Source organism: Fischerella sp. (assembly GCF_013388695.1).
GTDB lineage: Bacteria > Cyanobacteriota > Cyanobacteriia > Cyanobacteriales > Nostocaceae > PCC9605.
This window is the reverse complement of record NZ_JACAEU010000083.1, coordinates 1-23,058: the sequence shown is the minus strand read 5'-3', so window position 1 is coordinate 23,058 and position 23,058 is coordinate 1. Positions and strand designations below refer to the sequence as shown.

Annotated in this window: 16 protein-coding genes; 9 read left to right on the top strand and 7 right to left on the bottom strand. The window is 41.7% G+C overall.

The window, feature by feature from the left end; translation table 11 throughout:
- Positions 1-219 precede the first annotated feature (219 nt).
- The 3 genes from HXY43_RS11260 to HXY43_RS11250 form a co-directional block, all read right to left on the bottom strand.
- On the bottom strand, positions 220-1,536 hold the full coding sequence (locus HXY43_RS11260; RefSeq protein WP_290883292.1) for a response regulator: 1,317 nt from the start codon (positions 1,534-1,536) through the stop codon (positions 220-222).
- Positions 1,533-4,373, bottom strand: a complete 2,841-nt coding sequence (locus tag HXY43_RS11255) for a CHASE2 domain-containing protein (protein WP_290883291.1) — start codon at positions 4,371-4,373, stop codon at positions 1,533-1,535. The genes HXY43_RS11260 and HXY43_RS11255 overlap by 4 nt, the downstream gene beginning before the upstream one ends.
- A gap of 131 nt (positions 4,374-4,504) precedes the next feature.
- The gene (locus HXY43_RS11250) at positions 4,505-5,242 is read right to left on the bottom strand and encodes a DUF928 domain-containing protein (protein WP_290883290.1); all 738 of its coding nucleotides are present in this window, start codon (positions 5,240-5,242) and stop codon (positions 4,505-4,507) included.
- Positions 5,243-5,784: 542 nt separating this feature from the next.
- Between HXY43_RS11250 and HXY43_RS11245 the strand changes: the two genes are divergently transcribed.
- The 3 genes from HXY43_RS11245 (at position 5,785) to HXY43_RS11235 (ending at position 12,124) form a co-directional block, all read left to right on the top strand.
- Positions 5,785-7,491, top strand: coding sequence for an NF038122 family metalloprotease (locus tag HXY43_RS11245; protein ID WP_290883289.1), 1,707 nt, complete (start codon positions 5,785-5,787; stop codon positions 7,489-7,491).
- Positions 7,492-7,719: 228 nt separating this feature from the next.
- The gene (locus HXY43_RS11240; protein ID WP_290883287.1) at positions 7,720-9,246 is read left to right on the top strand and encodes an NF038122 family metalloprotease; all 1,527 of its coding nucleotides are present in this window, start codon (positions 7,720-7,722) and stop codon (positions 9,244-9,246) included.
- 280 nt (positions 9,247-9,526) lie between these two features.
- Positions 9,527-12,124 carry an S-layer family protein gene (locus HXY43_RS11235; protein ID WP_290883285.1) on the top strand — a complete coding sequence of 866 codons (2,598 nt, stop codon included), beginning with the start codon at positions 9,527-9,529 and terminating at the stop codon, positions 12,122-12,124.
- A 333-nt stretch (positions 12,125-12,457) separates the two neighbouring features.
- Here HXY43_RS11235 and HXY43_RS11230 read toward each other — a convergent pair whose 3' ends face one another.
- Entirely contained in the window at positions 12,458-12,889 is a 432-nt protein-coding gene (locus HXY43_RS11230) for a hypothetical protein (protein WP_290883284.1), read from the bottom strand.
- 583 nt (positions 12,890-13,472) lie between these two features.
- Here HXY43_RS11230 and lon point away from each other — a divergent pair.
- From lon to HXY43_RS11215, 3 genes are all read left to right on the top strand, one after another.
- The gene (gene lon / locus HXY43_RS11225; protein ID WP_290883283.1) at positions 13,473-16,016 is read left to right on the top strand and encodes an endopeptidase La; all 2,544 of its coding nucleotides are present in this window, start codon (positions 13,473-13,475) and stop codon (positions 16,014-16,016) included.
- 328 nt (positions 16,017-16,344) lie between these two features.
- The gene (locus HXY43_RS11220) at positions 16,345-16,596 is read left to right on the top strand and encodes an acetyltransferase (protein WP_290883281.1); all 252 of its coding nucleotides are present in this window, start codon (positions 16,345-16,347) and stop codon (positions 16,594-16,596) included.
- Positions 16,597-16,911: 315 nt separating this feature from the next.
- Positions 16,912-17,727, top strand: a complete 816-nt coding sequence (locus tag HXY43_RS11215) for a hypothetical protein (protein ID WP_290883280.1) — start codon at positions 16,912-16,914, stop codon at positions 17,725-17,727.
- Positions 17,728-17,768: 41 nt separating this feature from the next.
- Here HXY43_RS11215 and HXY43_RS11210 read toward each other — a convergent pair whose 3' ends face one another.
- Positions 17,769-18,056 carry a GYD domain-containing protein gene (locus HXY43_RS11210; RefSeq protein WP_290883279.1) on the bottom strand — a complete coding sequence of 96 codons (288 nt, stop codon included), beginning with the start codon at positions 18,054-18,056 and terminating at the stop codon, positions 17,769-17,771.
- A gap of 186 nt (positions 18,057-18,242) precedes the next feature.
- On the bottom strand, positions 18,243-18,638 hold the full coding sequence (locus HXY43_RS11205) for a hypothetical protein (protein ID WP_290883278.1): 396 nt from the start codon (positions 18,636-18,638) through the stop codon (positions 18,243-18,245).
- Positions 18,639-19,231: 593 nt separating this feature from the next.
- Here HXY43_RS11205 and HXY43_RS11200 point away from each other — a divergent pair.
- The 3 genes from HXY43_RS11200 (at position 19,232) to HXY43_RS11190 (ending at position 22,003) form a co-directional block, all read left to right on the top strand.
- The gene (locus HXY43_RS11200) at positions 19,232-20,200 is read left to right on the top strand and encodes a zinc ABC transporter substrate-binding protein (protein WP_290883277.1); all 969 of its coding nucleotides are present in this window, start codon (positions 19,232-19,234) and stop codon (positions 20,198-20,200) included.
- Positions 20,201-20,375: 175 nt separating this feature from the next.
- On the top strand, positions 20,376-21,173 hold the full coding sequence (locus HXY43_RS11195) for a metal ABC transporter ATP-binding protein (RefSeq protein ID WP_290883275.1): 798 nt from the start codon (positions 20,376-20,378) through the stop codon (positions 21,171-21,173).
- A complete protein-coding gene (locus HXY43_RS11190; protein WP_290883273.1) occupies positions 21,170-22,003 on the top strand; it encodes a metal ABC transporter permease in 834 nt (277 codons plus the stop codon). The genes HXY43_RS11195 and HXY43_RS11190 overlap by 4 nt, the downstream gene beginning before the upstream one ends.
- 209 nt (positions 22,004-22,212) lie before the next feature.
- On the opposite strand, the gene HXY43_RS11185 is transcribed toward HXY43_RS11190, so the two are convergent.
- Positions 22,213-22,914, bottom strand: coding sequence for a DevA family ABC transporter ATP-binding protein (locus HXY43_RS11185; protein ID WP_290883271.1), 702 nt, complete (start codon positions 22,912-22,914; stop codon positions 22,213-22,215).
- Positions 22,915-23,058: the final 144 nt, after the last annotated feature.

Here is a 23,058-nt window from a genome sequence, read left to right as displayed (position 1 = left end):
TTTTAGTAATAAAATCAAGTTCGGTTCATCACTTTATTTTTCTACTGCGATGCTCCGAAGGAGCGGTCTTTGACCATCGCAACTATTAGATAATACCCCAATTACCAATTACCGACATGAGCGGATAGTATAAGTGTCCAAGCAGACATGATAGAAGCGACTTTTAAAACCCTTGCAATTTACGCTAATTCCCGCTTCTGCTTTTTGATTTTTGCCTTTTTATTTAATTGGAATTTCAATTACAAATTCTGTTCCTTCTCCTACTTTTGAAAAACAACTAAGCTTACCTTTGTGCTGTTTTTCCACAATCTGTCGAGAAATTGACAAACCCAGACCAGTTCCTTTACCTACAGCCTTGGTAGTAAAAAATTGTTCAAATATTCGTTCTTTGACCTCAGGTGATATCCCTGCTCCATTATCTTTTATGGAGATAATAATATAAGTGTTACCCTTTACGGCTGTAGAAATATGAATCTTGCCTTGAAATTTTTTGCCTTCGTTCAAAATTTTACTAGCAGATTCATCGAAAGCATCTATGGCATTGGAAATAATATTCATAAATACTTGATTGAGTTGTCCGGGAAAACAATCAACTAATGGTAAATTGCCATAGTTCTTAATAACTTCAACATCGAGACGATTTTTATGAATTTGTAGACGATACTTGAGGAGTACCAAGGTACTTTCAATACCTTCATGAATATTAAAGGAGGTTTTATGGAAAATATCGGCTCTGGAAAAAATGCGTAGACTAGTAGTGATTTTGTGAATGCGTTCTACACCTACATTCATGGATGAAATCATTTTTGGTAGATCTACAATCATCCTTTCTAATTCTATGTCTTTAGCATCTTCGACAATTTCCTCAACTGGATGAGGATAAAATTGATGATAGAGTTTTAAATGGTACAAGAGGTCAGATATAAAATTATCCAGAAAGTCTAAACTAGTTCCTATAAAAGTAAGAGGATTATTAATCTCATGGGCAACACCAGCAACTAACTGACCGAGGGAAGAAATTTTTTCAAATTGTACTAGTTGGAGTTGAGATTCGTGTAATTCTTGCTGGGCTTGAGAAAGTTGTGCCGTACGTTCTTGTACTAGCTGCTCTAGTTCCGTATTATAAACTGCAAGTTGTCGCGTCAAAAAACACAGCTTTAAATGGATATTAATTCTAGCTATAACTTCTTCTGGTTGAAAAGGTTTGGTAATGTAATCTACTGCTCCGAGAGAAAGACCTTTGACCTTATCAATGGTTTCCGAAAGAGCGGTCATAAAAATTATGGGTATATCCTGAGTTATAGTATTTTCCTTAAGTTTTTGGCAGGTTTCAAACCCATCCATTCCCGGCATCATGACATCTAATAAAATCAGGTCGGGGTGAGCATATTCTGCTTGTTCAATCGCACTTTCACCATCAGTGGCAACTAAAATTTCCCATCCCAAGTTGGCAATGGCACTACATAGGACTTTCAGATTTGTGGGGTTATCATCAGCAACTAGGATAGTGGCATGTTCAGAGGAACTACTATTCATGGAATTTCATCCTGGAATGATTTAATAAATTCACGAATATTCTTGATTTGAAAGTTGTCTGCAAATTGACGAATTTCCGTAGTAAACGGTAGAAATTTTTCATCTAATTTCTCCAGTTCATCTAATAATATCTCTATACCTTGAATATTTCCTCTCATCGCAAAATCTAACAGTCTGTTCAGTTGTGCTGCTGGTGGGGGTATGAATTCTCTCTTGTCAACAGCAGATGCAGTATGGGGAGATATTTGCTCTTGGTTAGTGGTTTCTGAATAAATCCACTCCAGTTGTAAATATTTCTCGCTCAGCTTCAGCAGGTCGTCAATTTGTATTGGTTTGGCCAAAAAACCATTCGCTCCAGCTTGCAAGCTTCTGTAGCGGTCAACCTCAAAGACACTGGCAGAGGAAGCAATAATTGGCAGATTTTGCAGTAATGGCGAACTCCTAATTGCACGGATCATTTCCAAGCCATCCATCAGTGGCATTTTCATATCAGTGAAAATTAAGTCTGGGTGAATTTCCACTAATTTATCTAAAGCCTCTTGACCGTTGGTGGCTTCAAAGCATAAGAACCCTATCGATTCGAGTAGTTGGATGACAACGGCACGATTTTCCCATTGGTCATCGACAATGAGAACCTTTGGCTTTTTGTCTTTAATACCAATTATCTTTTTATCTTGGACAACGGCGGCTGTTTTTACCCAGTTGCTAGTCAGCAATAAGTCTATATCTAACCAAAATTTACTGCCCACGCCAGAAGTACTTTTAACTTGGATTTTACTTCCCATTAACTCAGCTAGTTTGCTGCTAATTGCTAAGCCTAAACCCGTTCCTTCTGTTCTTTTCTTTTTTTCGCACACTTGTTCAAAAGGCAAAAAAATCTTTTTTATTTGTTCCGGCGTCATCCCCACTCCGGTATCTTCGACTTGGAATCTCACACGAGTAATTGAGGATTGGGAAGACTCTTTTCCAGTCCCCAGTAAAGAGTCCCCAGTCCCTATTACTTCTACTTTGAAAGTAACTTCTCCATTCTCAGTAAACTTAATGGCATTACCCAGTAAATTAATTAAGATTTGCCGCAAACGTTTTTCGTCAGCGCAAATTCCTTCCGGAAGCTGGGAATCGGCTTGGTAAGTAAAGGATATGCCTTTTTGAACAGCACGGATTCGACACATTTCCGCCACTGCTGTTAAGAAGGAAGGAAAATGAAAATCACTTTTGTATAGTTCTAGTTTGCGAGATTCGATTTTGGACAGGTCTAAAATATCGTTGATTAGGGTTAGCAGGTGGGAACCACACTGATGAATGATGTTAATGCCATCCAGTTCAGATTTCATCAGAGTTGGAGAACGTTGCAGGATTTGTGCGTACCCGAGAATACCGTTGAGGGGTGTACGCAACTCATGACTCATATTGGCGAGAAATTCGCTTTTGGCAAGGTTTGCAACATCAGCGGCGATTTTGGCTGCTTCTAATTCTTTGGTGCGCTGCTTGACTCTTTGCTCAAGAGTGCGAGAATATTCTTGTAGTTGCCTGTTGGCTCGTGCTAGTTGAAATTGTTTATAAAAGTTGGTAGTGACAATTGCACTGCCAATTAGAGCCAGCAAGGGCGAAAATGAAGGAATCCACCAACCGGTAAGAAATGCGAGATAGCCAGTACTTAAGATAATTGATATTGCAAATGTTATCCCAAGAATCAGCAATCCTCGAAATCGTTGCTGACGGTTGGAGTTGATATACAGCAAGCGCCAAGTCAGAACACTACTAATAAAAGACCAGCACACGACCCACAGCCACTCTGCATGATAAGACCAAATTCGCATCAGAGGCCGTCCATCGATTGCTGCACTTAACATTTGGCTGGTTAAATTGGCGTGAACCACCACCCCTGGCATCGGTACTCCACTATGGAGTACATTCTTGCTGTAGAGTGCTTTCTTGTTGTAGCCTACGTGAAAGGCATCATTGATGCTCTTGGCTGTGGTGCCAATCAAAACTATGCGATCGCGTATCAGTTCCGGGTCTACAGAACCATTTAGCACTTCCCCCAAAGTAACGATATCAAAGCGATCCTGAAAGCCCCGGTAGTTGAGTAAAATTTGATATCCTCCGATATCTGCTCTTTGATAATTAAATTCCTTGCCATTGAGGGGTGTAAATACTGCTTTACCCAACTGTAGAACATCCCCAGTGTTATCTAGGGTTTTTAAGGAAATGCCTTGATTTTCTAGATAAATCAAGCTCAAGCGAGCCGCTAATCCCAAAAAAATTTCACCTTTGTTATTACCAGCAGACAGCAAACCTCGCCGTACTTTGCCATCTGTATCCTCAACCAAATCTACAAGAGCTACTTGGTCTTTTTGCAACAGGGTAGGAGGTGGAGGCACATGTTTTCCCGCCAGTTTCATGACACCAATCAAGTTCGGTGTAGACTTCATCACCGCAACTAATTTTTCATGACCTGGTTCTACGGGCAAATTGCGATAAATATTTAAGCCAATGACTGCTGGTTTTTGTGCTTTGAGCTTGATGAGCAAATCAGCTAAGACACCATCAGGAATTGGCCATTTACCAACTTGGGAGATGTCTTTTTCATCAATCGCGACGATGAGAATGCGCTTGTCCCGCGGTTCTAAGGGACGCAGATTATAAAATTGCTCCAGGGTTTGCCACTCCAGTAGTTGGAACAATCCAGCCATCTCCCCAGCAATCACACAAAGTGCCACACTAGGAGCTGTAATCAGTATATAGCGCCACTGCGCTTTAATCACCCTACGGATGAGTATAGATTTCCACAGCGGCGAGACACGTCGAAGTAAGGTTTTCCAATTAAACCGCATTATACTTTTGCTTGGCATAAGGCATAGGGGAAGTATTTAAATGGGTGGAAGGAATTCACCTGTGCTTATCCCCTAATCTGCTTATCCGGTTTATCAAGTTGGAAGGTAAATGCGTATTATTCTTCAATCAGTTAATTAATCAGGGGTGCATCGGCGATCGCATTCAAACCCACAGAATCTAATAGTTGTTGCCAGGAAACTGTGATGGTTGCATTCTGAGGTTGGGCTTGCTTTAATCGGGCAAGTTCAGAGGCGGTGTCATACCAAACGCCACTTTTAGCTAGGCGAGAAACCAACTCCAAGGAAGTAGACACATGGCCTTGATGTTTCAAGTGGACAGGCGGTTGAACTCGCTGAATCCATCCATTTACCAACGGACTATCCGGCTCTAATTGAGCAGAGCAAATCATCGCCAAAGACCATTGATAATTTTTACCTGTCTTGAGTGCAGCCACATGCTGAGGGAGTTTGATTGCCATTACACCAGGTTTTTCTGGCAAGTTGATAGTAGTTTGGTAGTGGTTTTTGGCTTGTTCATCTTGCAAACTAAACAATGCTTTTTTGGCGGTAGTTTGCGGAATATAGACAAGTATTGTCGGACGCTCTTTTACTGTGAACCCAATTTTACTTGATGGAAGTACAGGTGTTACCGAGACCTTATCGTTTGTTGTCTGAGCAGACAGGCAGTTGTTACTGCTACTATCCCGGGAAGCTCCACCTGTGGAATCCCTGGGTGCAAGTATTCGTGGGGGTCTGAAAGTCACTTGGGCTACACTCGGCATGACCCCCATAGAGATAAAAGACAATGACAATAACAGGGTGCTTGCTAACAGACGGTATTTGGACATAGATTTACGCGGTTCTTGCATACAGTGTCTTTCCAACCGATATTTACAATTTCGATATCAACTCCTATGTATTCACAGGTAGCAAAATACCAATCGTCATATATAGTTTCGTATCTTTTTTTCCCAGATTAGATTATCAGTAAAGCAAGCGTGTTGTCAAAAATTAAGAATTAACTTGCAAAGAAATCAACAGCTTGTTGTCAATAAAATATCAGGTTCTAGCCAGTTTAACTTAAGTCCTAGAAATTCTGTAGACTGTTAGTCGTTAAATACTATTTATAGTTCAAATAGAAGATATTTTTTGCCTATTCTTAGGCTTAATTATGTTTAAAAATATACATTATTCTCAAATTATTATATCCCATTTCGCTGACTGAATTTTTTCTATACTTAGAATAACTTTACAAAAAATTTTCCTCAACCACTAGATATGCTGCTGATATGCAGTTGTTATAAGTATATCTACGTATTAAAAAAATAAATACAAGTATATTAATTATGTCAAAAACTATTGAATTCATTTAACATTAATTAAATAGAACGTAGTAAGGCAGAAGATTTTCATGATTCTGAAGATACAGCGTTTCTTGTCAGTTGCAAAACTTACAATGAAAAAGATTAATCATCAGAAATCTCCCATATACAGTCGCATAAATAAAGTCAAGCAAGCTACTTGTCGTGGGAAGTTGTTTTTGTTAGGATTACTTGTTGGTGCAGTAATTATTGGTAATTTCCAGCTAGCGCAAGCACAAAACACAACATATACTACCACTGATTCAAAAACGACAGCAAAATTCCAGATTTACTACGGCCCTGAGACCACCCTAGACCAGATGATTGGCACGGAGTTAGCAGGCAAGATATGGAGCCAATACCTTGGCGATAATGTCACTATTAAGCTGTTTGCTTCGACTACCAGTGGGTTGCCTAAAAATGTTCTTGGCTCTTCAACAGCAGAGATGCTAAAAAACAGGCATTCATACGAGGAACTTTACAAACAATTGTCTGTAGATAAAAAATCACCAAATGATTTTACTGCTGACCAAAACCGTTTGAAGTTTCCTTATCTGAGTGTGATGCTCAATGGTAAGGTCATAGAAAATGTTGACAAAACAAACATCACCCGTGCTAATGCCAAAGCCTTAGGGTTCCTTTCCGGCACAGATAGTACTGATTTTGATGGTCATATTGTACTAAGTAAAGACCTAACTAACATAAGTAATGTAAATACATTGTCATGGAGTTATAACTACAGCAATAACGAGATTCCACTTAGCAGCTTAGACTATTTGACTACAATGGTACATGAAATAGGTCATATCTTAGGCTTTGTCAGTGGAATAGATAATCCCCACTTAGAAGCGGCGCTAAGAGATACAGAGCATCCGATTACAGATGATGTGATAGATAAGATTTTCACTCCACTAGACCTAGAGCGCTTCTCTGATACAAGCAAAAACCAGGTAATAAAATATGACAGTGGCAAGTACTCCTGGACAGGAATACCAGATTTATCAATTGGTGGCAATCCTTTCTTAACCTTTGATAAAGGTAATTCAACAGTTGAGAAAACAGCAACAGGAGAAGAGACTTCCTTAGGTGGCGATGGGGAACAGGGTTCTCACTGGAAAAAAGGTACAGATGGCATCATGGATCCCTATCTGCAAACAGGTAAAAGAGAGGTAATCACACATATTGATCTCACCGCATTGGATTTAATGGGTTGGGATGTGCGATCGCCAGCTATAGACTTAGAGCAATTAGCACAGAAGCTACCAACTCTATACAAGGAAGCCAAGAAAACAGCGGAAGATAAGATGGCAAATGCCTCTACTTGGTTTCTGCTTTCTCCCCCAGAACTGGTAAACCCGGTAGGGGGTGACGCCAACGTCACTTATACTATAGGTGAAGGCGATAGTCAGTCCTGTAGCTCAAACAACGGTGTGACGTATTGCTATAACTCAAGCGGTAGTACATCCTGTAGCTCAAACAATGGTGTTACCTCTTGCATTTCCGAGACGGGTGAAGTAAAGACTATCTCACAGTCTTCATTAGACCCATCTCTAGAAACATATTGTCAAGATTCAAAAAATCAGTCCAAACCCGATTGCTTATTATGGCGTTCCTCTGGTTTCCATAAATATTGGGACGCATACTTCCAAAAAATGATTTTTCTTAACCAAAAATGGCTGCCAAATGCAACAACAACCTCTGATGCCAAAACCGTGTCAGAAGTATTTGCTACTCTGGGTCTGGTGGGCTACAAATAAAGGTGGATTGATTTACCTCTCCCCTAGTAAGGAAGAAAAGGGAATTACGTTTGTCCTAAGAGAATTGCTAGAACTATTCTTTCTATACTTTAAAAATTATCAGATGCATACTACCACTCACTTTTACAGAGGATAGTAAGACTGAAGATTTTCATGAACCTGAAAATAAAACATTTCTTGTCAGTTGCAAAGCTGGCAATCAAAAGAATTAATCATCCAAAATCTCCCATGTACGGCTGCAGAAATAATATCAAGCGAGCTACCCGTCGTGGGAAGTTGTTTTTGGTATCATTACTTGTCTGTACCGCGATCGTTGGCAACTTCAAGCTAGCACAAGCACAAACCATAGCATACACTACCACTGGATCAACAACGACAACAAAAATCCAAATCTACTACGGCCCTGAGACTACCCTAGACCAGATGATTGGTATGGAGTTAGCAGCTAATGTGTGGAGTCAATACCTTGCGGATGATGTTAACGTCAAGCTGTTTGCTACGACCACCAATAGATTACCTAAAGACGTTCTTGGGTCTGCAACAGTAGAGATGCTAGTACCAAAGACTTCATACCAAACTTTTCTCTCGAAGTTTAATGCAGATAGAAAATCACAGAATGATTCTACTGCCTCTAAAAACTTTCAGACGATAGGTGATGATGATGATAGTTCTGGGTTGAGTGTGATGGTCAAGAATCGGGTGATATCGGGTATTGACTATATCAACTTTGCCCGTGCTAATGCCAAAGCCCTAGGAATACTTTCTAGTACAGACACTGGTTTTGATGGTCATATTGTTTTAGATAAAGACCTAACTAACCTCAGTACTGACCCAAACGAGCCATTGACATGGAGTTATAATTACACCAACAACTCGATCCCATCTGACAGCTTAGACTTTTTGACCACAGTGATACATGAAATGGGTCATATGCTAGGCTTTATTGATGGAGTAGATAATCCCAACTTGATAAAGGCGATAAAAGACAATAACATCACCGATTCTGTTTTCGAGAAAAGTATCACTCCACTAGACCTATACCGCTTCTCTAATCAAAGCAAAGACAAGGTAATATCAGGTGACGATGATGACAGCACCGATATCAAGGGAATACCAGACTTGTCAATTGGTGGCGAACCTTTCTTTACCTTTGACAAAGGCAAGTCAAAGGTTGAAGACATGGCAAAAGGAGAAGATAGTAGCTTAGGTGGCGATGGAGACCAGGCTTCTCACTGGCTAAAAGGCAAAAAGGGCATCATGGAGCCTTATTTGCAAACAAGTAAGAGAGAGGTAATTGCAGATACAGACCTGACTGCATTAGATTTAGTTGGTTGGGATGTGCGATCGCCAGCTATGGAATTAGACCAATTAGAGGCTATCCTACCAAACCTATACAATCAAGCCAAAGCTACAGCAGAAGCCAAGATGGCAGATATTTCTACTTGGTTTCTCACCACTCCCCCGGAACTAGTAAATCCAATCAGCGTCGACAATAGCACTAATGTGGAAGATGATGACGATGACGATGATGACGGAACCTCTGTCTCTGAGCCTCCACAAGACTCTTCTCTAGAAAAATTTTGTAAAGACCCAGAAAATTACAACACATCTGAGTGCTTGTTATGGCGTTCATCTGGTTTCCAAGAATGGGATGTATATTACCAAAAAATAACTTCTCTTAACCAAAAATGGCTGTTAAAAGCACCAACCATCTCTAAAGCCAAATTGGTGTTAGAGAAGGGAGCAAGGGCATAAAGGAGTAGGTTCACTCCACGAGAATTTCTAGAACAGTTATTTTCTAAGCTATTCCACATTTAAATTACATGATCTGGGCGGGCAAGATGCCCACCCCACAAGAGTTTGAAAAAATTTCAATATGCAAATTAAATGTGCTTTAGCTTACACCTTAAAAACTATCAGATGCATGCTACCAAAACTTTTTCTAAGGGGAAACAAGTATTTCCCCTTATTATTTGTTTATCCTCTTAAAAACTTTTTTTGATACTCTCTCAAGTCTTGAATGGGATGAAACTATATGTTTTTTGAATCTACAACAATTTTACAGAAAACTTTTTATTTCTTTCTACAAAAGAAATCCTTGTTTCCTCTGATTACTATCTCTCTTCTCTTGAAAACTCCCTTGCCAGTCAGAGCGCAAACCCAAATTACCCCCGATGGCACCCTACCTACCAACGTCAATAATATTGGTGGGGGAATTTATGAAATCACTGGTGGTACTCAACCTAATAATGGTGCTAACCTTTTCCACAGCTTAAAAGATTTCTCCGTACAATCAGGAGACACAGCCCGTTTTGTCCATTCCCAAGGTGTTGATAATATCATCACCCGCATCACTGGCGGGTCGCCTTCTCAAATTAACGGCATTATCCAAACACTGATCGACGACACTACAGATATTGGTCGTGCCAACCTGTTCTTGATCAATCCCAGTGGTATCGTCTTTGGCGAAAATGCCCGTTTGGATATAGGCGGTTCCTTTTTTGCTACCACCGCAGATAAACTGAAATTTGCCGACGGTACAGAATTTAGCGCCACTAATCCTACAGCCAACCCACTGCTGACAGTTAGCGTTCCCATTGGATTGCAATACGGGTCAAATCCTAACAGTAGCATTCGTGTTAATGGTAATGGCAACAATTTATTAGTCGATTTTAATTCTGGTTATGTAGACCGTAGTAACCGCCCATTGGGACTACACAATGTCACCCAAACAGGTAAAACCATAGCTCTTGTGGGTGGTAATGTGGTTTTGGATGGGGGAAATGTTACTCTTCCCTCTGGAAGAGTGGAAATTTGGTCAGTCAACAGTGGTGAAGTTGCTTTAGCCAACAATAATCAACAGTTACAACTTCAACCAGGAGAAGGAATTAACTACGGTAACATTGAACTGCTAAATGCGGCATCTGTTGATACTAGTGGCAACAGTGCAGGTAGTATTCAACTACGAGGTGGTAACATCAGCCTTACAGATGGTTCAGTTATTGTCACAGACACTTTGGGGAATGGCACACCAGGAACACTGAATATCTTTGCTTCTGAATCCCTAAAGGTACAAGGGATAGTTGATAATCCAAATTATTGGACTAGCATATTTGCTGATGTGGCACCAGGCGCAACGGGAAATGGCAGCAATATCGCCATTGAGACCAAAATCTTGCAGGTGACTGATGGGGGTCAGATCCAAACTGCAACTTTTGGGGCTGGTTCTGCGGGTGATTTGAGCGTGAAAGCTAGGGATATTCAAGCCATCGGCGATTCCCCAATCGGAGTAAGTGGCATATTTTCCCCAGTTAATCCAGGAGCAACTGGTAATGGGGGTAACTTAAATATTGAAACTGGTAGTTTGCAAGTTGCAGCAGGCGCTCAGATACTTACTAGTACCTTTGGCTTTGGTAATGCTGGAGAATTAAATATTAATGCTTCTGATATAGAAGTTACAGGTGTTGCACAATATACAGATGTCCTTACGGGTGAAGCCACAGAAGATCCTAGCCAAATTGCAGCCACCGTTATAAAAATACCAGAATTTCCTGGTTCTGGCACTGGTCAGGGTGGAAATGTAAATATTAAAACCGAAAATTTACGCCTTGTAAATGGTGGTCAAATAGCTTCTGCTACCAAGGGTTCAGGAAATGCTGGTAATTTGCAAATTAACGCTGACAATATTGAGTTGGTAGGCATTAGCGAGAGAACTCGTAGTGGGTTATTTGCTAGCGCTATCCAAGATAAGGGCGATGGGGGCAATATCACAGTCAGTGCTAATAAGTTAACGATTCGCGATGGTGCTACCATCAGTGTGAGCAACTTTCAAAGTCAAAACCGAGATACCCCAGGTACAGGAGCAGCGGGTAGTATTGAAATTAATACCCCTTCCCTGCTACTGAACAACCAAGGCACAATTACTGCTGATACTAACGCTGGTGATTTTGGTGACATTACCATCCAATCGCAAAACTTGATGATGCGTAACGGGAGTAGAATCAGTACCAATGCTCGCAACAGTTCCCGTGGCGGTAATATTAAAATCTCCACTGATACTTTAGTTGCTGAAGAAAATAGTGATATCACTGCAAATGCCCAAAAAGGTTTTGGCGGACGGGTGGAGGTGAATGCTCAAGGTATTTTTGATATCCAGTTCCGCGAACAACTCACCCCAAAAAGCGACATTACCGCCACCTCGCAACAGGGATCTGAGTTTAGTGGTACAGTGCAAATCAACGCGCCAGATATAGACCCATCTCGGGAGTTAGTGAAATTACCGATAAATTTAACCGACCCCTCCCAGCGAATTGCTACAGGTTGTGCTGCTACGGCAAGAAACAATAGTTTCATCGTCAGTGGACGGGGTGGTTTACCAGAAAACCCGAATTATACTCTACGGGGTCAAACCCTGTGGGATGATCTGCGGAATTTATCATACCCACAGAAGACAGAGCAAAGACCTCAGACCACTGAAAGAAAAGAGAAGCCAAAGGACACAAAGCAGGTGCCAGAAGAAAAAATTGTGGAAGCGCAAAGATGGGTTGTTGCTGCCGATGGTAAGGTGGAATTGGTAGCAATGGTGTCTAATGCAACCCCTGAATTGCGGATTCCTGTCTGTGGTGGGGTGTAGTGAAAGCCTTCCTCTGTTCTCCCGTAAGGCAATCAACTTTACCATCAATATTATGAATTTGAAGGCATTTGCTTAAAGACAATAAAGAATGTCCAGAAAAAGCGATCGCCCAATTTTGATACTGTTCAAAAAGGTTAGTGGTTGATGGTTGTTGCTTGTCAACCAATCAATCTCTAAGCAATTTTATACCTGTAGATCTAATCAGAAGCTTATGTCATCCCGAAGGGTAGTAATAGAAGTATTTTATATTACTAAAGAGTTATCTTAGTCTTGTACTCTCTCAAAAATTTATAGGTAAAAAAACGATAATCACACTTTTAAATGTTAAAGCAATTAATATCTAGCACTACTAGGCAGAAAAAAGATATCTATTGTTTCACCTATTCCTAAACCAAACATAGCCAGTAATATTAATAATAAGAGAGTATCTCGTTTACTAAAACCAGCAAAACGCAACTCTATTTCTGCTAAAATTGTTGTTGCTAATGGTGCGAGAATGAAGGTAAAAAAGATAGACCAAGTTGCTATTAAAGCAACCGATGCACTTAAACACAACACTACAATCAAGACTTGAGAACCAAATCTCAGTAAGCGATCTAACCAAGATAAACTCCGCCAAACTACAGTTAACACTAAAGCTACCACTAAAATTCCTACAACCCAAATAATATGATGAACAGACAGATACCACCCCAAAAACGCGTAAGTCAACCAGAGTAATACTAGGGGTGTCCAAGGAAACTCGTTGAAAAATTCGACATTCATAACTTCGTCGTTATCCCTGCTAATAAGGCAGATAATTTAAATTTTATATATACATTTTTATTCATGTATGTTTCATAAGAGAGATACTTTTTAAGTAAGTGTGTAATAATATATATTCATCGAAATTAGTATTAAAAATCACTTTTTAATCTTTGCACGTGGGTATAGTTTATGTAATTTTTTACTAAGTAATTATCCATATATTGTCTCGTAAAATTTTTTTAAGTAATTGGATTCATTGGTATTATTAATGAACACAATAAAATTTTGACAAAAAATCGCTAAGGTTGGAGATGTTCAAAAGGGCGTTTATCCTAGGCAAGGATGAAATTTTGTTGTCAGCCATTACGAAAATGGGCAAAATCTTTTATTTAAGCAAGATTCATGCCTGAACGGAAATGAACAAATATTGAATTGGCGATCGCCCTCACTGTCGCTCATAGCATTTTTCTTGTTAAACCGGGGATCAATTATGGCTTACCCTCACAAGTTCCTCACATTTGTGGCTTAACTTCAAAGTAGAGTCACCGTGTCTTGCTGGTGCTAAAACTCTTTTTCTGGCAATACCCAGATGGGAGGTTGTATGAACTACCTTACACACTTATTCCCAGGAGCGCCAAAAACGCTGGAAACGAGTCTACTTCTTCCCCTGCGTAATGTCGTACTCATGCCAGGAATTACTTTACCGGTTGTCGCTGGGCGATCGCGCTCGGTTGCGGTTGTAGAAGCAACAGCGCTGACTCCCCGAAAAGAACTGGTAATTGCCACAGTTAGACCAGAAGCCCTTCCCAGGCTGAACGCCGATGAAAATGCGGAAATTGAAAGCTTGGAGGAAATTTATCCTGTTGCGACTCTCGCTGTGATACAACGTATAATTCACCTGCCAGTAGGAGGGGTACAACTGATTGTGCAAGGAAAACAGCGAGTCCGGCTCGAACAGATGCAGATTAGCGATCGCATTGTGGAAGTCAAGTTTCAGCGACTACCTCTACTGACAAAAGAAACTGCCATTACATTTGGAAGTTCACCAACCACCATCGAAGCATTGACTGGGGCAATTAAATCTCTGTGGCGAGAAATTGCTGCTGTGAATCCTAACCTTCCAGAAGAAGTATTAGATGTTTTGCTAGACAATGACGATCCTGTGGAGTTAGCTTACCAAACCAGCATGTTACTTCCGCATGATGTCGAAAAACTCCAGTCACTACTAGAACAAAATAACTTGGAGGTATTATTGCAGCAAGTGGTGGCTTCTTTGAAACAAGAGGTAGAAGTTCAACGGCTGCGGGGCGAAATTTTAGGGGAAACGAAAAAAGAAATTGATCAACAGCAACGAGAATTCTTCCTGCGACAACAATTAAAGAAAATTCAACAGGAATTGGGAGAAGGTGAATCAGAAACCCAAGAAATTCAAGAATTGCGATCGCAACTCGAAGCAGCGCAATTACCTGAAACTGCATACAAGCAAGCCAAACGAGAACTCGCTCGCCTAGAACGAGTTGGTAGCAGTTCGGCAGAGGGTGGTGTAATTCGCACTTACCTAGACTGGCTGTTAGAAATGCCTTGGAATAAAACCGTGCAGGACAATTTAGATTTGCAAAATGCCAGGGCTGTACTAGATACCGACCACCACGGTCTTGTGAAAGTAAAAGACCGTATTATTGAACACTTGGCTACTTTTAAACTCAAAAGTCAACAGTCAAAAGTCAATAATCAACAGGATCTCCCCATCTCTTCACCTCCCCATCCCCCCATCTCCCCATCTTCAGAACACTACACCATCGGCACAGTCCTGTGCTTCGTCGGCCCGCCAGGGGTAGGTAAAACTAGTCTCGGTCGTTCTATTGCCCGTGCTTTGGGGCGTCCGTTTGAGCGAGTGAGTTTGGGTGGATTGCGGGATGAAGCGGAATTGCGGGGTCATCGTCGCACTTATATTGGAGCGATGCCAGGTCGGATCGTGCAGGCGCTGCATCGATCTGGGGTGAAAAATCCCGCGATCATGCTGGATGAATTGGATAAAGTCGGGATGGACTATCGCGGCGATCCGGCTTCAGTATTGCTAGAAATACTCGATCCACAGCAGAATTACTGCTTCCGAGATTTATATCTGGATTTGGATTTTGACCTCTCCCAAGTCTTCTTTATCGGTACTGCTAACGACTTGTCGAAAGTTCCTGCACCTTTACTGGATCGCTTGGAAATTATCGAGCTATCAGGCTATTCCGAAGAAGAAAAACTAGCGATCGCCCAAAAATACCTCCTACCCCGCCAGCTAGAAAAAGCAGGACTCCCCAGCGACGCAGTGCAGATACTACCGGAAACCTTGCGCTTGGTGATTGAATGCTATACTCGCGAGGCTGGAGTCCGTCGGCTGGAACAACAATTAGGTACTATCTGCCGGAAGCTTGCAGTCCGCCATGCTGAAGGAAAAACTGAGCCGATGCAGATTCATCCAGAACAGCTAGAAGACTTACTTGGCCCGAAAATCTTTTTACAAGATGAGATGCGGAAAACACCGAGACCAGGTGTTGCTACCGGTCTAGCATGGACTCTTGCAGGTGGAGAAGTTTTGTTTGTGGAGGCGGTGCAGTTACCTCAAGGTAAAGAACTAGTCCTGACCGGACAACTGGGTGAGATTATGGAAGAGTCGGCGCATATTGCTTATTCCTACGTCTGGGCAAATGCGGCATCTTTGGGTATCGATACACGTATGTTTAGAGGCAACGGTCTACACATCCACGTTCCCGCAGGTGCTGTACCCAAAGATGGGCCTTCGGCTGGGGTGACAATGTTGACAGCAATTGCTTCCTTATTGACCAAGCGATCGGTGCGAACCGATACAGCCATGACTGGGGAAATCAACCTCAGTGGTGAAGTCTTGCCCATTGGCGGCGTGCGTGAAAAGGTGTTGGCAGCTAGGCGAGTTGGTATCAAACGCATATTATTACCGCAGCAGAATGCCAAAGATTTAGTAGATGTACCAGAAGATGTTCGCAATGAAATGGAATTCATATTTTGCGATCGCATCGAGCAAGTGCTGGAAAATGCCCTGCTACCTCCGGATGATTCTCAACGCGCAAACACAAACGAGAATGGTCATCAACAGCCTGCATTAGCTCACAATTAGAGGCTTATACCATTTTGGATTTTGGATTGTGGAGACGTTGCATGCAACGTCTTTACACCAGTAAATGTTTCCTGCAATTTATGTGTTGCATAAAAAACTAACATTATGACCGTAGTAACACTTATCATATCTGTAAAGATCGGTAATCGGAAAAACCAATTACCAATTACCAATTACCAACAAAACCAACCATATCGTAAGCAATTAGCCAGACTTGATATTAGTGTCTATTGATGTATCTGATTTTTGCGAACTATTTCACAGATGAGTTTTTGGATTGGGTTCGTTATAGCATTTAGTTAGCAGCATTTGACATAGGAGAATAGCTATGTTTTTGATGCACAAACCATCAGGAGATTTAATCGAGATTTTGACCTTAGATCAACTCTTCAACCCCTGTATGAAAGAAGTAACAGGAATCGATCATGTCGGTGAAGAGATGCAAGAACCCGCTTCTTATTTGAAGATGGAAATGGTATTTCCTTCTGGTGAATCCCTGCCACGTTGCTGGTTAGATGCTCACTATCGGGAAACAAAACACCAAGTCAATACAGAGGAACTAAATCTCGCTGCTAGCTAAATTTGTAATTTAGCAAACAGTAAATTTACTTAGTCCGAGGGCGTGAATAAACTAAATCAAAACAACCGACATTATTGACTTTGGCAATAGAGGTATAAGATTTTCAAACTACTTAATGGGGCGATCGCTACTTTTTTACAGCCAAGGCGATCGCCCATCCATTTTCCTACTACTTCACAAGTTCCTCAAATTTTTCTGCCAATCTAAAAATAAAACCTAGAAGTAAAAAACTTAGAGTTAGAGCCAGTGACAATAACAATTGTTGGCTTACTTCAAGTATTGTAATTATTTGTAATATCAGGGTGGGGTTTAACAATGACTATTGCAGATGTAAAAATTCAGCCAAAACCCCAAAATGAAAACCCGAAAAAACCACATAATAAAGTGGTATTGCTTGCATTAATTTTAGTAGTTACTACTATTGCAGGTGGAGTGTTTGGCTGGTTTAGACTCAAAAATGAACAAGAGCGAGTTCAAGCGTTGTTGAGTGAGGCTTGTCAGACTGATAAATTATTAGATATCACAACGCTAGAAGCTTATAAGCGGAAGTTGGATGAAGCAAACAAAATCGTGATTTTGTCTAAAATCCCGATTTTAGGTTCTCAGCAATTACTAACTAATTATAATAGTTGCCAACAAAAGATTAAGGCGGCAGATAATTTATTTGCCCAATTAAAAACATTAGTGGCAGAGTTCAGGGAATTTGCTAACGATAAACCATTAACAGGTTTTGATATTTCCAAAGCTTCTGAACGATTGGACAAATTAGAAAAACAATTCTCTGATTTCACAAACCAGTCACGGATAATACAAGACGAGCGAGTGATTTGGCATTTACGAAATGCGTCAGACCAGTATAAACTCGGCTTACAAGCCCGAAGTGACTGTCAAAAAGGAAATAATTGTTTTCCAGCTTACTTCACTAAAGAACCTTTTCTAGATGCTGAATCCGATGTAGCACGTCGCCTGATCCAAAATTACGAGATAGAAGTAAAATACCCTCTTTCCCTGGACTTCTTCTTAATAAGACCAGGTATTAACCTAAACGATGCTATGACAACTCTGGAGAACACTGCACAGCAAAGTATTGCAGCAGCAGAAAATCATCTCTCTTCAGGTGTTGTTGAGTGAGGCTTGTTAGACTGAGAATTTGACATCAGGGAGTGAAAACTCTACAGCATTTCCAAGAATTCTTTCCAGGGTGTTGCAACTAATGTTTCGGTTGTTGAATGTCCGTAGCCATGAATAATCATGGCAGCTTTCTCAATTTGCTTCACATCATCTGACTCAACAATATCAATAACATCGAAGCGCCCCATCGTTGCATAACTATCCTTCCAAGTCACCCCAGGACACTCACTCTTTATTTTTTCAGAGACTGTAGCGGCTAATTGCTTAAATTCGTTGGGATCTGTGAAGGCTTCAGAGGAAAACCGACTCAGAATAATGTAGGTTGCCATAGGACATCCTCCTTCAGTGGTATTTTTTACCCACAAGATAAACTTCCAGATTCTTTGACCTCGTTACTTTGATCTTGTTAAAGGACTGCGATCGCGAACTACTTTGGTCAAAAAAAGTTACAACAATCCGCAGGGTAGAATGAAGGCAGAAGGATAAAGTAATTTTTTTCCTTTATCCTTCATATTTCATTGCATCCATTGATATGCAAGGATATTCAAGAAAATACCATTGATTAACACCAATACCATCAACGCTATTTGATACCACTCAATCGGTCTCACAGTCATATCCATCGCAGCGTGCAAGAAATTCATTAAGGTGTAAAATACCGTCACACCAAAGTGGATGACTCTGTATGGATGTGAGTTGAGAAATACTGTTCCGAGAATTGCAATCATTGGTATTGCAAAAAAGCCTAACATCAACCAAGGATGTGATATCGGCATTTTGCCTTTGTAGGCAGGCATGGCAACATCTTCACCATACAGTACGGGCATAAAACCTAATTGGCTGTGAAAAACTATTCCAAATAAAAACACAGTCCAAAGAGCGATAATTTTTCCCTGAATACTTAAATCCATATATTTACCTCGTAAATTTAGTCTGCGACTGATGAATTCCTTTTTACGAGCTTTTAAGTGCTTTAATCTTTCTTTTGCATCACCAATTACTGAGCTAATGAAAGCACATAAAATATATGTTCATCTATTCATATTTTATCAATTGAAAATGAATTAATTAAGATAAACAGCAAAGTTTATGAAAAATTTTAAATATCAATGGGAAACAAAATGCCCAAAAAATGGGATTTACTTCTTCACATCATGCAATATTTACCACTGATAGCTAAATTAGTTGATTTGACTGAGCAATTCTCTAATTAAAATAACTCTATCGTGTCATTAGCACTAGAGTTACGGATTTTTATAAAAATACTTACAAAAGTCTAATAATGACTATTATTGTCTTAGAATCGAATTGCATTATCTTTTTGAAGAAAGTATCACTAAACCGATACAATATGCCCCGACACTGGCGGACTAACATTTAGTGACTCCTTTCATGAGTAAGCCCTTTATTACAAAATTTCTGTATCACTATTTTACTGAGTTGACTGTATATCTTTTGTTCGCTGTCTGTTACAAATAGTGTTGAAAAACGGAGGTGGCGACGGATGGTCAATCGCTTATACGTCGTCATGGTGATGCTTTTATGTGGGGTGATACCGCTGGTTGGATGCCGCCAGAGTTCGACACCCACATCTAAGAGTGACAAGCTGCAAATTATGGTCAGCATCGCACCGCAGAAGTACTTTGTGGAGCGTATTGGGGACGGTTATGTCACTGTAAACGTGATGGTTCCACCAGGGGCCGAACCCCATACATTCGAGCCAAAACCAGAACAACTCAAGGCTCTTAGCCGTGCCAAAGCCTACATGCGCATCCGCATTGACTTTGAGGAAGCCTGGATCGACAAAATCAAGGCGGCAAACCCTAAAATGCTGATTGTGGATACGACACAGGGCATCAAGCGGTTGCCGATGCCATCAAGCTATCAAGAGGCAGGAGAAAGACTTCATGCTGGCGAGGGCGAAAACCTCGACCCCCATATCTGGCTATCGCCGCAGTTGGTGAAAGTGCAGGCACAAACAATCTACAATGGGCTTGTGAAGTTAGACCCCAAGCACCAGGCAGCGTATCAAGCAAACCTAAAGCGCTTCATAGCAGATATTAATGGGCTGGATGCTGACATTCACAAAAATTTACAGGGGGTGAAAAACCGCAAATTTATCGTCTTCCATCCGGGATGGGGTTACTTCGCGCGTGATTACGGATTGGAAATGATACCCATTGAGGTTGGCGGGCAGGAACCCAGTGCCGCTGAACTGGCAACACTGATTACCAAAACTAACAAAGAGAACATCAAAGTGGTTTTTGCTGAACCGCAGTTTAGCAGGCAGGCGGCACAGACGATCGCCAAGGAAATTGGTGGGGAAGTGTTGCTCATCGATCCGCTATCGCCCGATTGGTTGAATAACTTGCGTCAAGTCTCCAATACCTTTGCCAGGGTTTTGAGTCAGGGTGGTGCATTTTCTCTGTGGGCGATCGCAATGATCAAGCAACCTACCCCTGTCAAGGTGTAAGTCTTGAAATGAGTTTTTCTTGGTGTCTTAGTGTCTTGGTGGTGAAAAAATCATTTTTGAAACACTAAGACACCAAGACACAAAGAATGAGATTTGGGTTCGTTTTTACCTACCTTGACAGGGCTAATCAAGCAACCGCCGGTAAATACCAATTTACCTCAGGAACAAAGGTAATATGCCATACATAACAAACACAGACATGCGACTAGAGGTGATTTCGATTCAGCACCTCTGGGCAGGGTACGACCATGAACCAGTGCTAGAAAATATCAACCTCTCGGTGAAGGAACTGGACTTTATCGGGTTGATTGGCCCCAATGGCAGCGGCAAAACAACCTTGTTTAAAGTTTTACTGGGTCTTTTAGCACCGATGCAGGGTGAGGTGCGGATTATGGGCATGAGCGTTAAAAAGGGGCGACGTTACCTTGGCTACGTACCTCAGACAGTGGAATTTGATCGGGCTTTCCCGATCAATGTGTGGGATGTAGTGCTGTTGGGACGGTTGGGAAAGCGGCAACTACTGCAACCCTACACCGCTAAGGACAAAGAATGTGTGGCTGAGGCACTCCGCAGCGTCGAGATGCTGCACCTGCGCGATCGCTCGATCAGCGAACTCTCCGGGGGGCAACGAAAGCGGGTTTATATTGCCCGTGCCTTGGCAACGGAACCCAAAATCCTACTTTTGGATGAACCGATGGCAGGTGTTGACCCCCATGTTGAGACGCATATCTACGAACTGCTGAAACACCTGAATGAACGCATCACGATTTTGATGATTTCTCATGATATTGGGGCGATCGCATCATGCGTGAAAACTGTGGGTTGCTTGAATCGACGGTTGTACTATCACGGTGAAAAACAAATTACACCGGAAATGTTGCAAATGGTCTACCAGTGTCCCGTTGATTTGATTGCCCACGGCATACCGCATCGAGTCTTCCCACGGCATTTAACAGAGGAGATCAATCGATGATCGAAGCATTGCAGTTCGACTTTATGCGGAATGCCCTGATTGCGGGGGTACTGGTCAGTATTGCCTGCGGTATTATCGGTACTTTTGTGGTCATCAACCGTATCGTTTTTATCAGCGGCGGCATCGCCCATGCAGCCTACGGAGGTATCGGACTGGGATACTTCTTCAAATTTAGCCCCGTGTTAGGTGCAGTCATCTTCAGCATCCTGGCGGCGTTGGGGATGGGTATCGTGCAGCGCCAAACCCGGCAAAGGGCAGATACCATTATCGGCGTGATGTGGGCGATAGGTATGGCTGTAGGGATTATTTTGGTGGATCTGACAGAAGGCTACAAGGCAGATTTGATGAGCTATCTTTTTGGCAGTATTTTGGCTGTCTCTAGCAATGACTTGTCAATCATGCTGGGGCTTGACATTATCATCATTGCACTGGCAGCTTTGTTCTACAAAGAATTACTGGCAATTTCTTTCGACGAGACATTCGCCACTGTAGCCAATGTGCCAGTTAATACAATTTACCTGACCTTGATGTGCATGATTGCCCTGACAGTAGTGATGATGATGCGAGTAGTAGGGCTAATTATGGTAATTGCTTTGTTGACTATGCCAGCAGCGATCGGCGGTCAATTCGTCAAAGATATGCGGAAGATGATGGTATTAGCAAGTATCTTGGGGATGTTTTTTACTACAGTCGGGTTGTGGCTGTCGTACTCTCTCAATCTCACCTCTGGCGCGACAATTATTTTAGTTGCTGGCGCAGTTTATTTGCTAAGCGTTGCAGTACAGCCATTGCTGCGACGCATTCAACCCAAACGCGCAAAAATGGATTAGAGCGAATGGCACTAAGTTAACGATTGGGGCTGATGTGGAGAGGGGAAATTCCCCGCGTCCCCGTGTCTGCCTTATCTTAGTACAGCTTTGCGTAAAATCGTAGCTTTTTTAAACGCAGAGGAGCGCAGAGTAACCGCAGAGGGGCGCAGAGTCTTTCCAAAGAGAATTCGTTACGAATTTGTGCAATATTGTACTTAGTACCATTCGGATTAAAGTACTGTATCACTTGCTAAACGCCCATCCTCCATATGTAAAATCCGGTCAGCAACATCCAAGATGCGGTTATCGTGAGTTACTAACAAGATTGCACATCCCTGCTCCTTTGCCAACTGCTGCATAATTTCCACTACAGCCCGACCGGATTTGCTATCTAACGCCGCGGTTGGTTCATCTGCTAGCACCAATTGAGGTTGGCTAACCAAAGCACGAGCAATGGCTACGCGCTGTTTTTGACCGCCGGAAAGATTTTCTGGATAGTAATCCATACGATCCCCCATGCCTACAGCCTGTAATATAGAGGCAGACTGAACCACACGCTCTTCTAAGGGGATATCTTTGTGCAAGCGTAAGGACATACCCACATTTTGCTGAGCCGTAAGCGACTCCAGCAGGTTGTGCGCTTGAAAAATAAGACCAATGTGCCTGCGAACGTGTACCAGTTGCTTTTTGCTGGCGCCATAGAGTTCTTGACCCAATATTTTGACACTACCCTCCTGTAGCGATCGCAAAGCACCAATAATAGTGAGTAATGTTGTTTTACCACTTCCCGAAGGCCCTGTGAGAATCACAATTTCGCCAGGATAGATGTCTAAATTCACATCCATCAACACTGGCTTACGCAACTCACCCTTGCCAAAGGCGTGATTGAGATTGCGAACAGCAACTACAGGTTCCCATTTGTCATTTGTCATTTGTCATTTGTCATTTGTTGTTCGTTGTTTGTTCCAATCAACTACCACTAACCACTAACCACTAACCACTAACCACTAACCACTAACCACTAACCACTAACCACTAACCACTAACCACTAACCACTAACCACTAACCACTAACC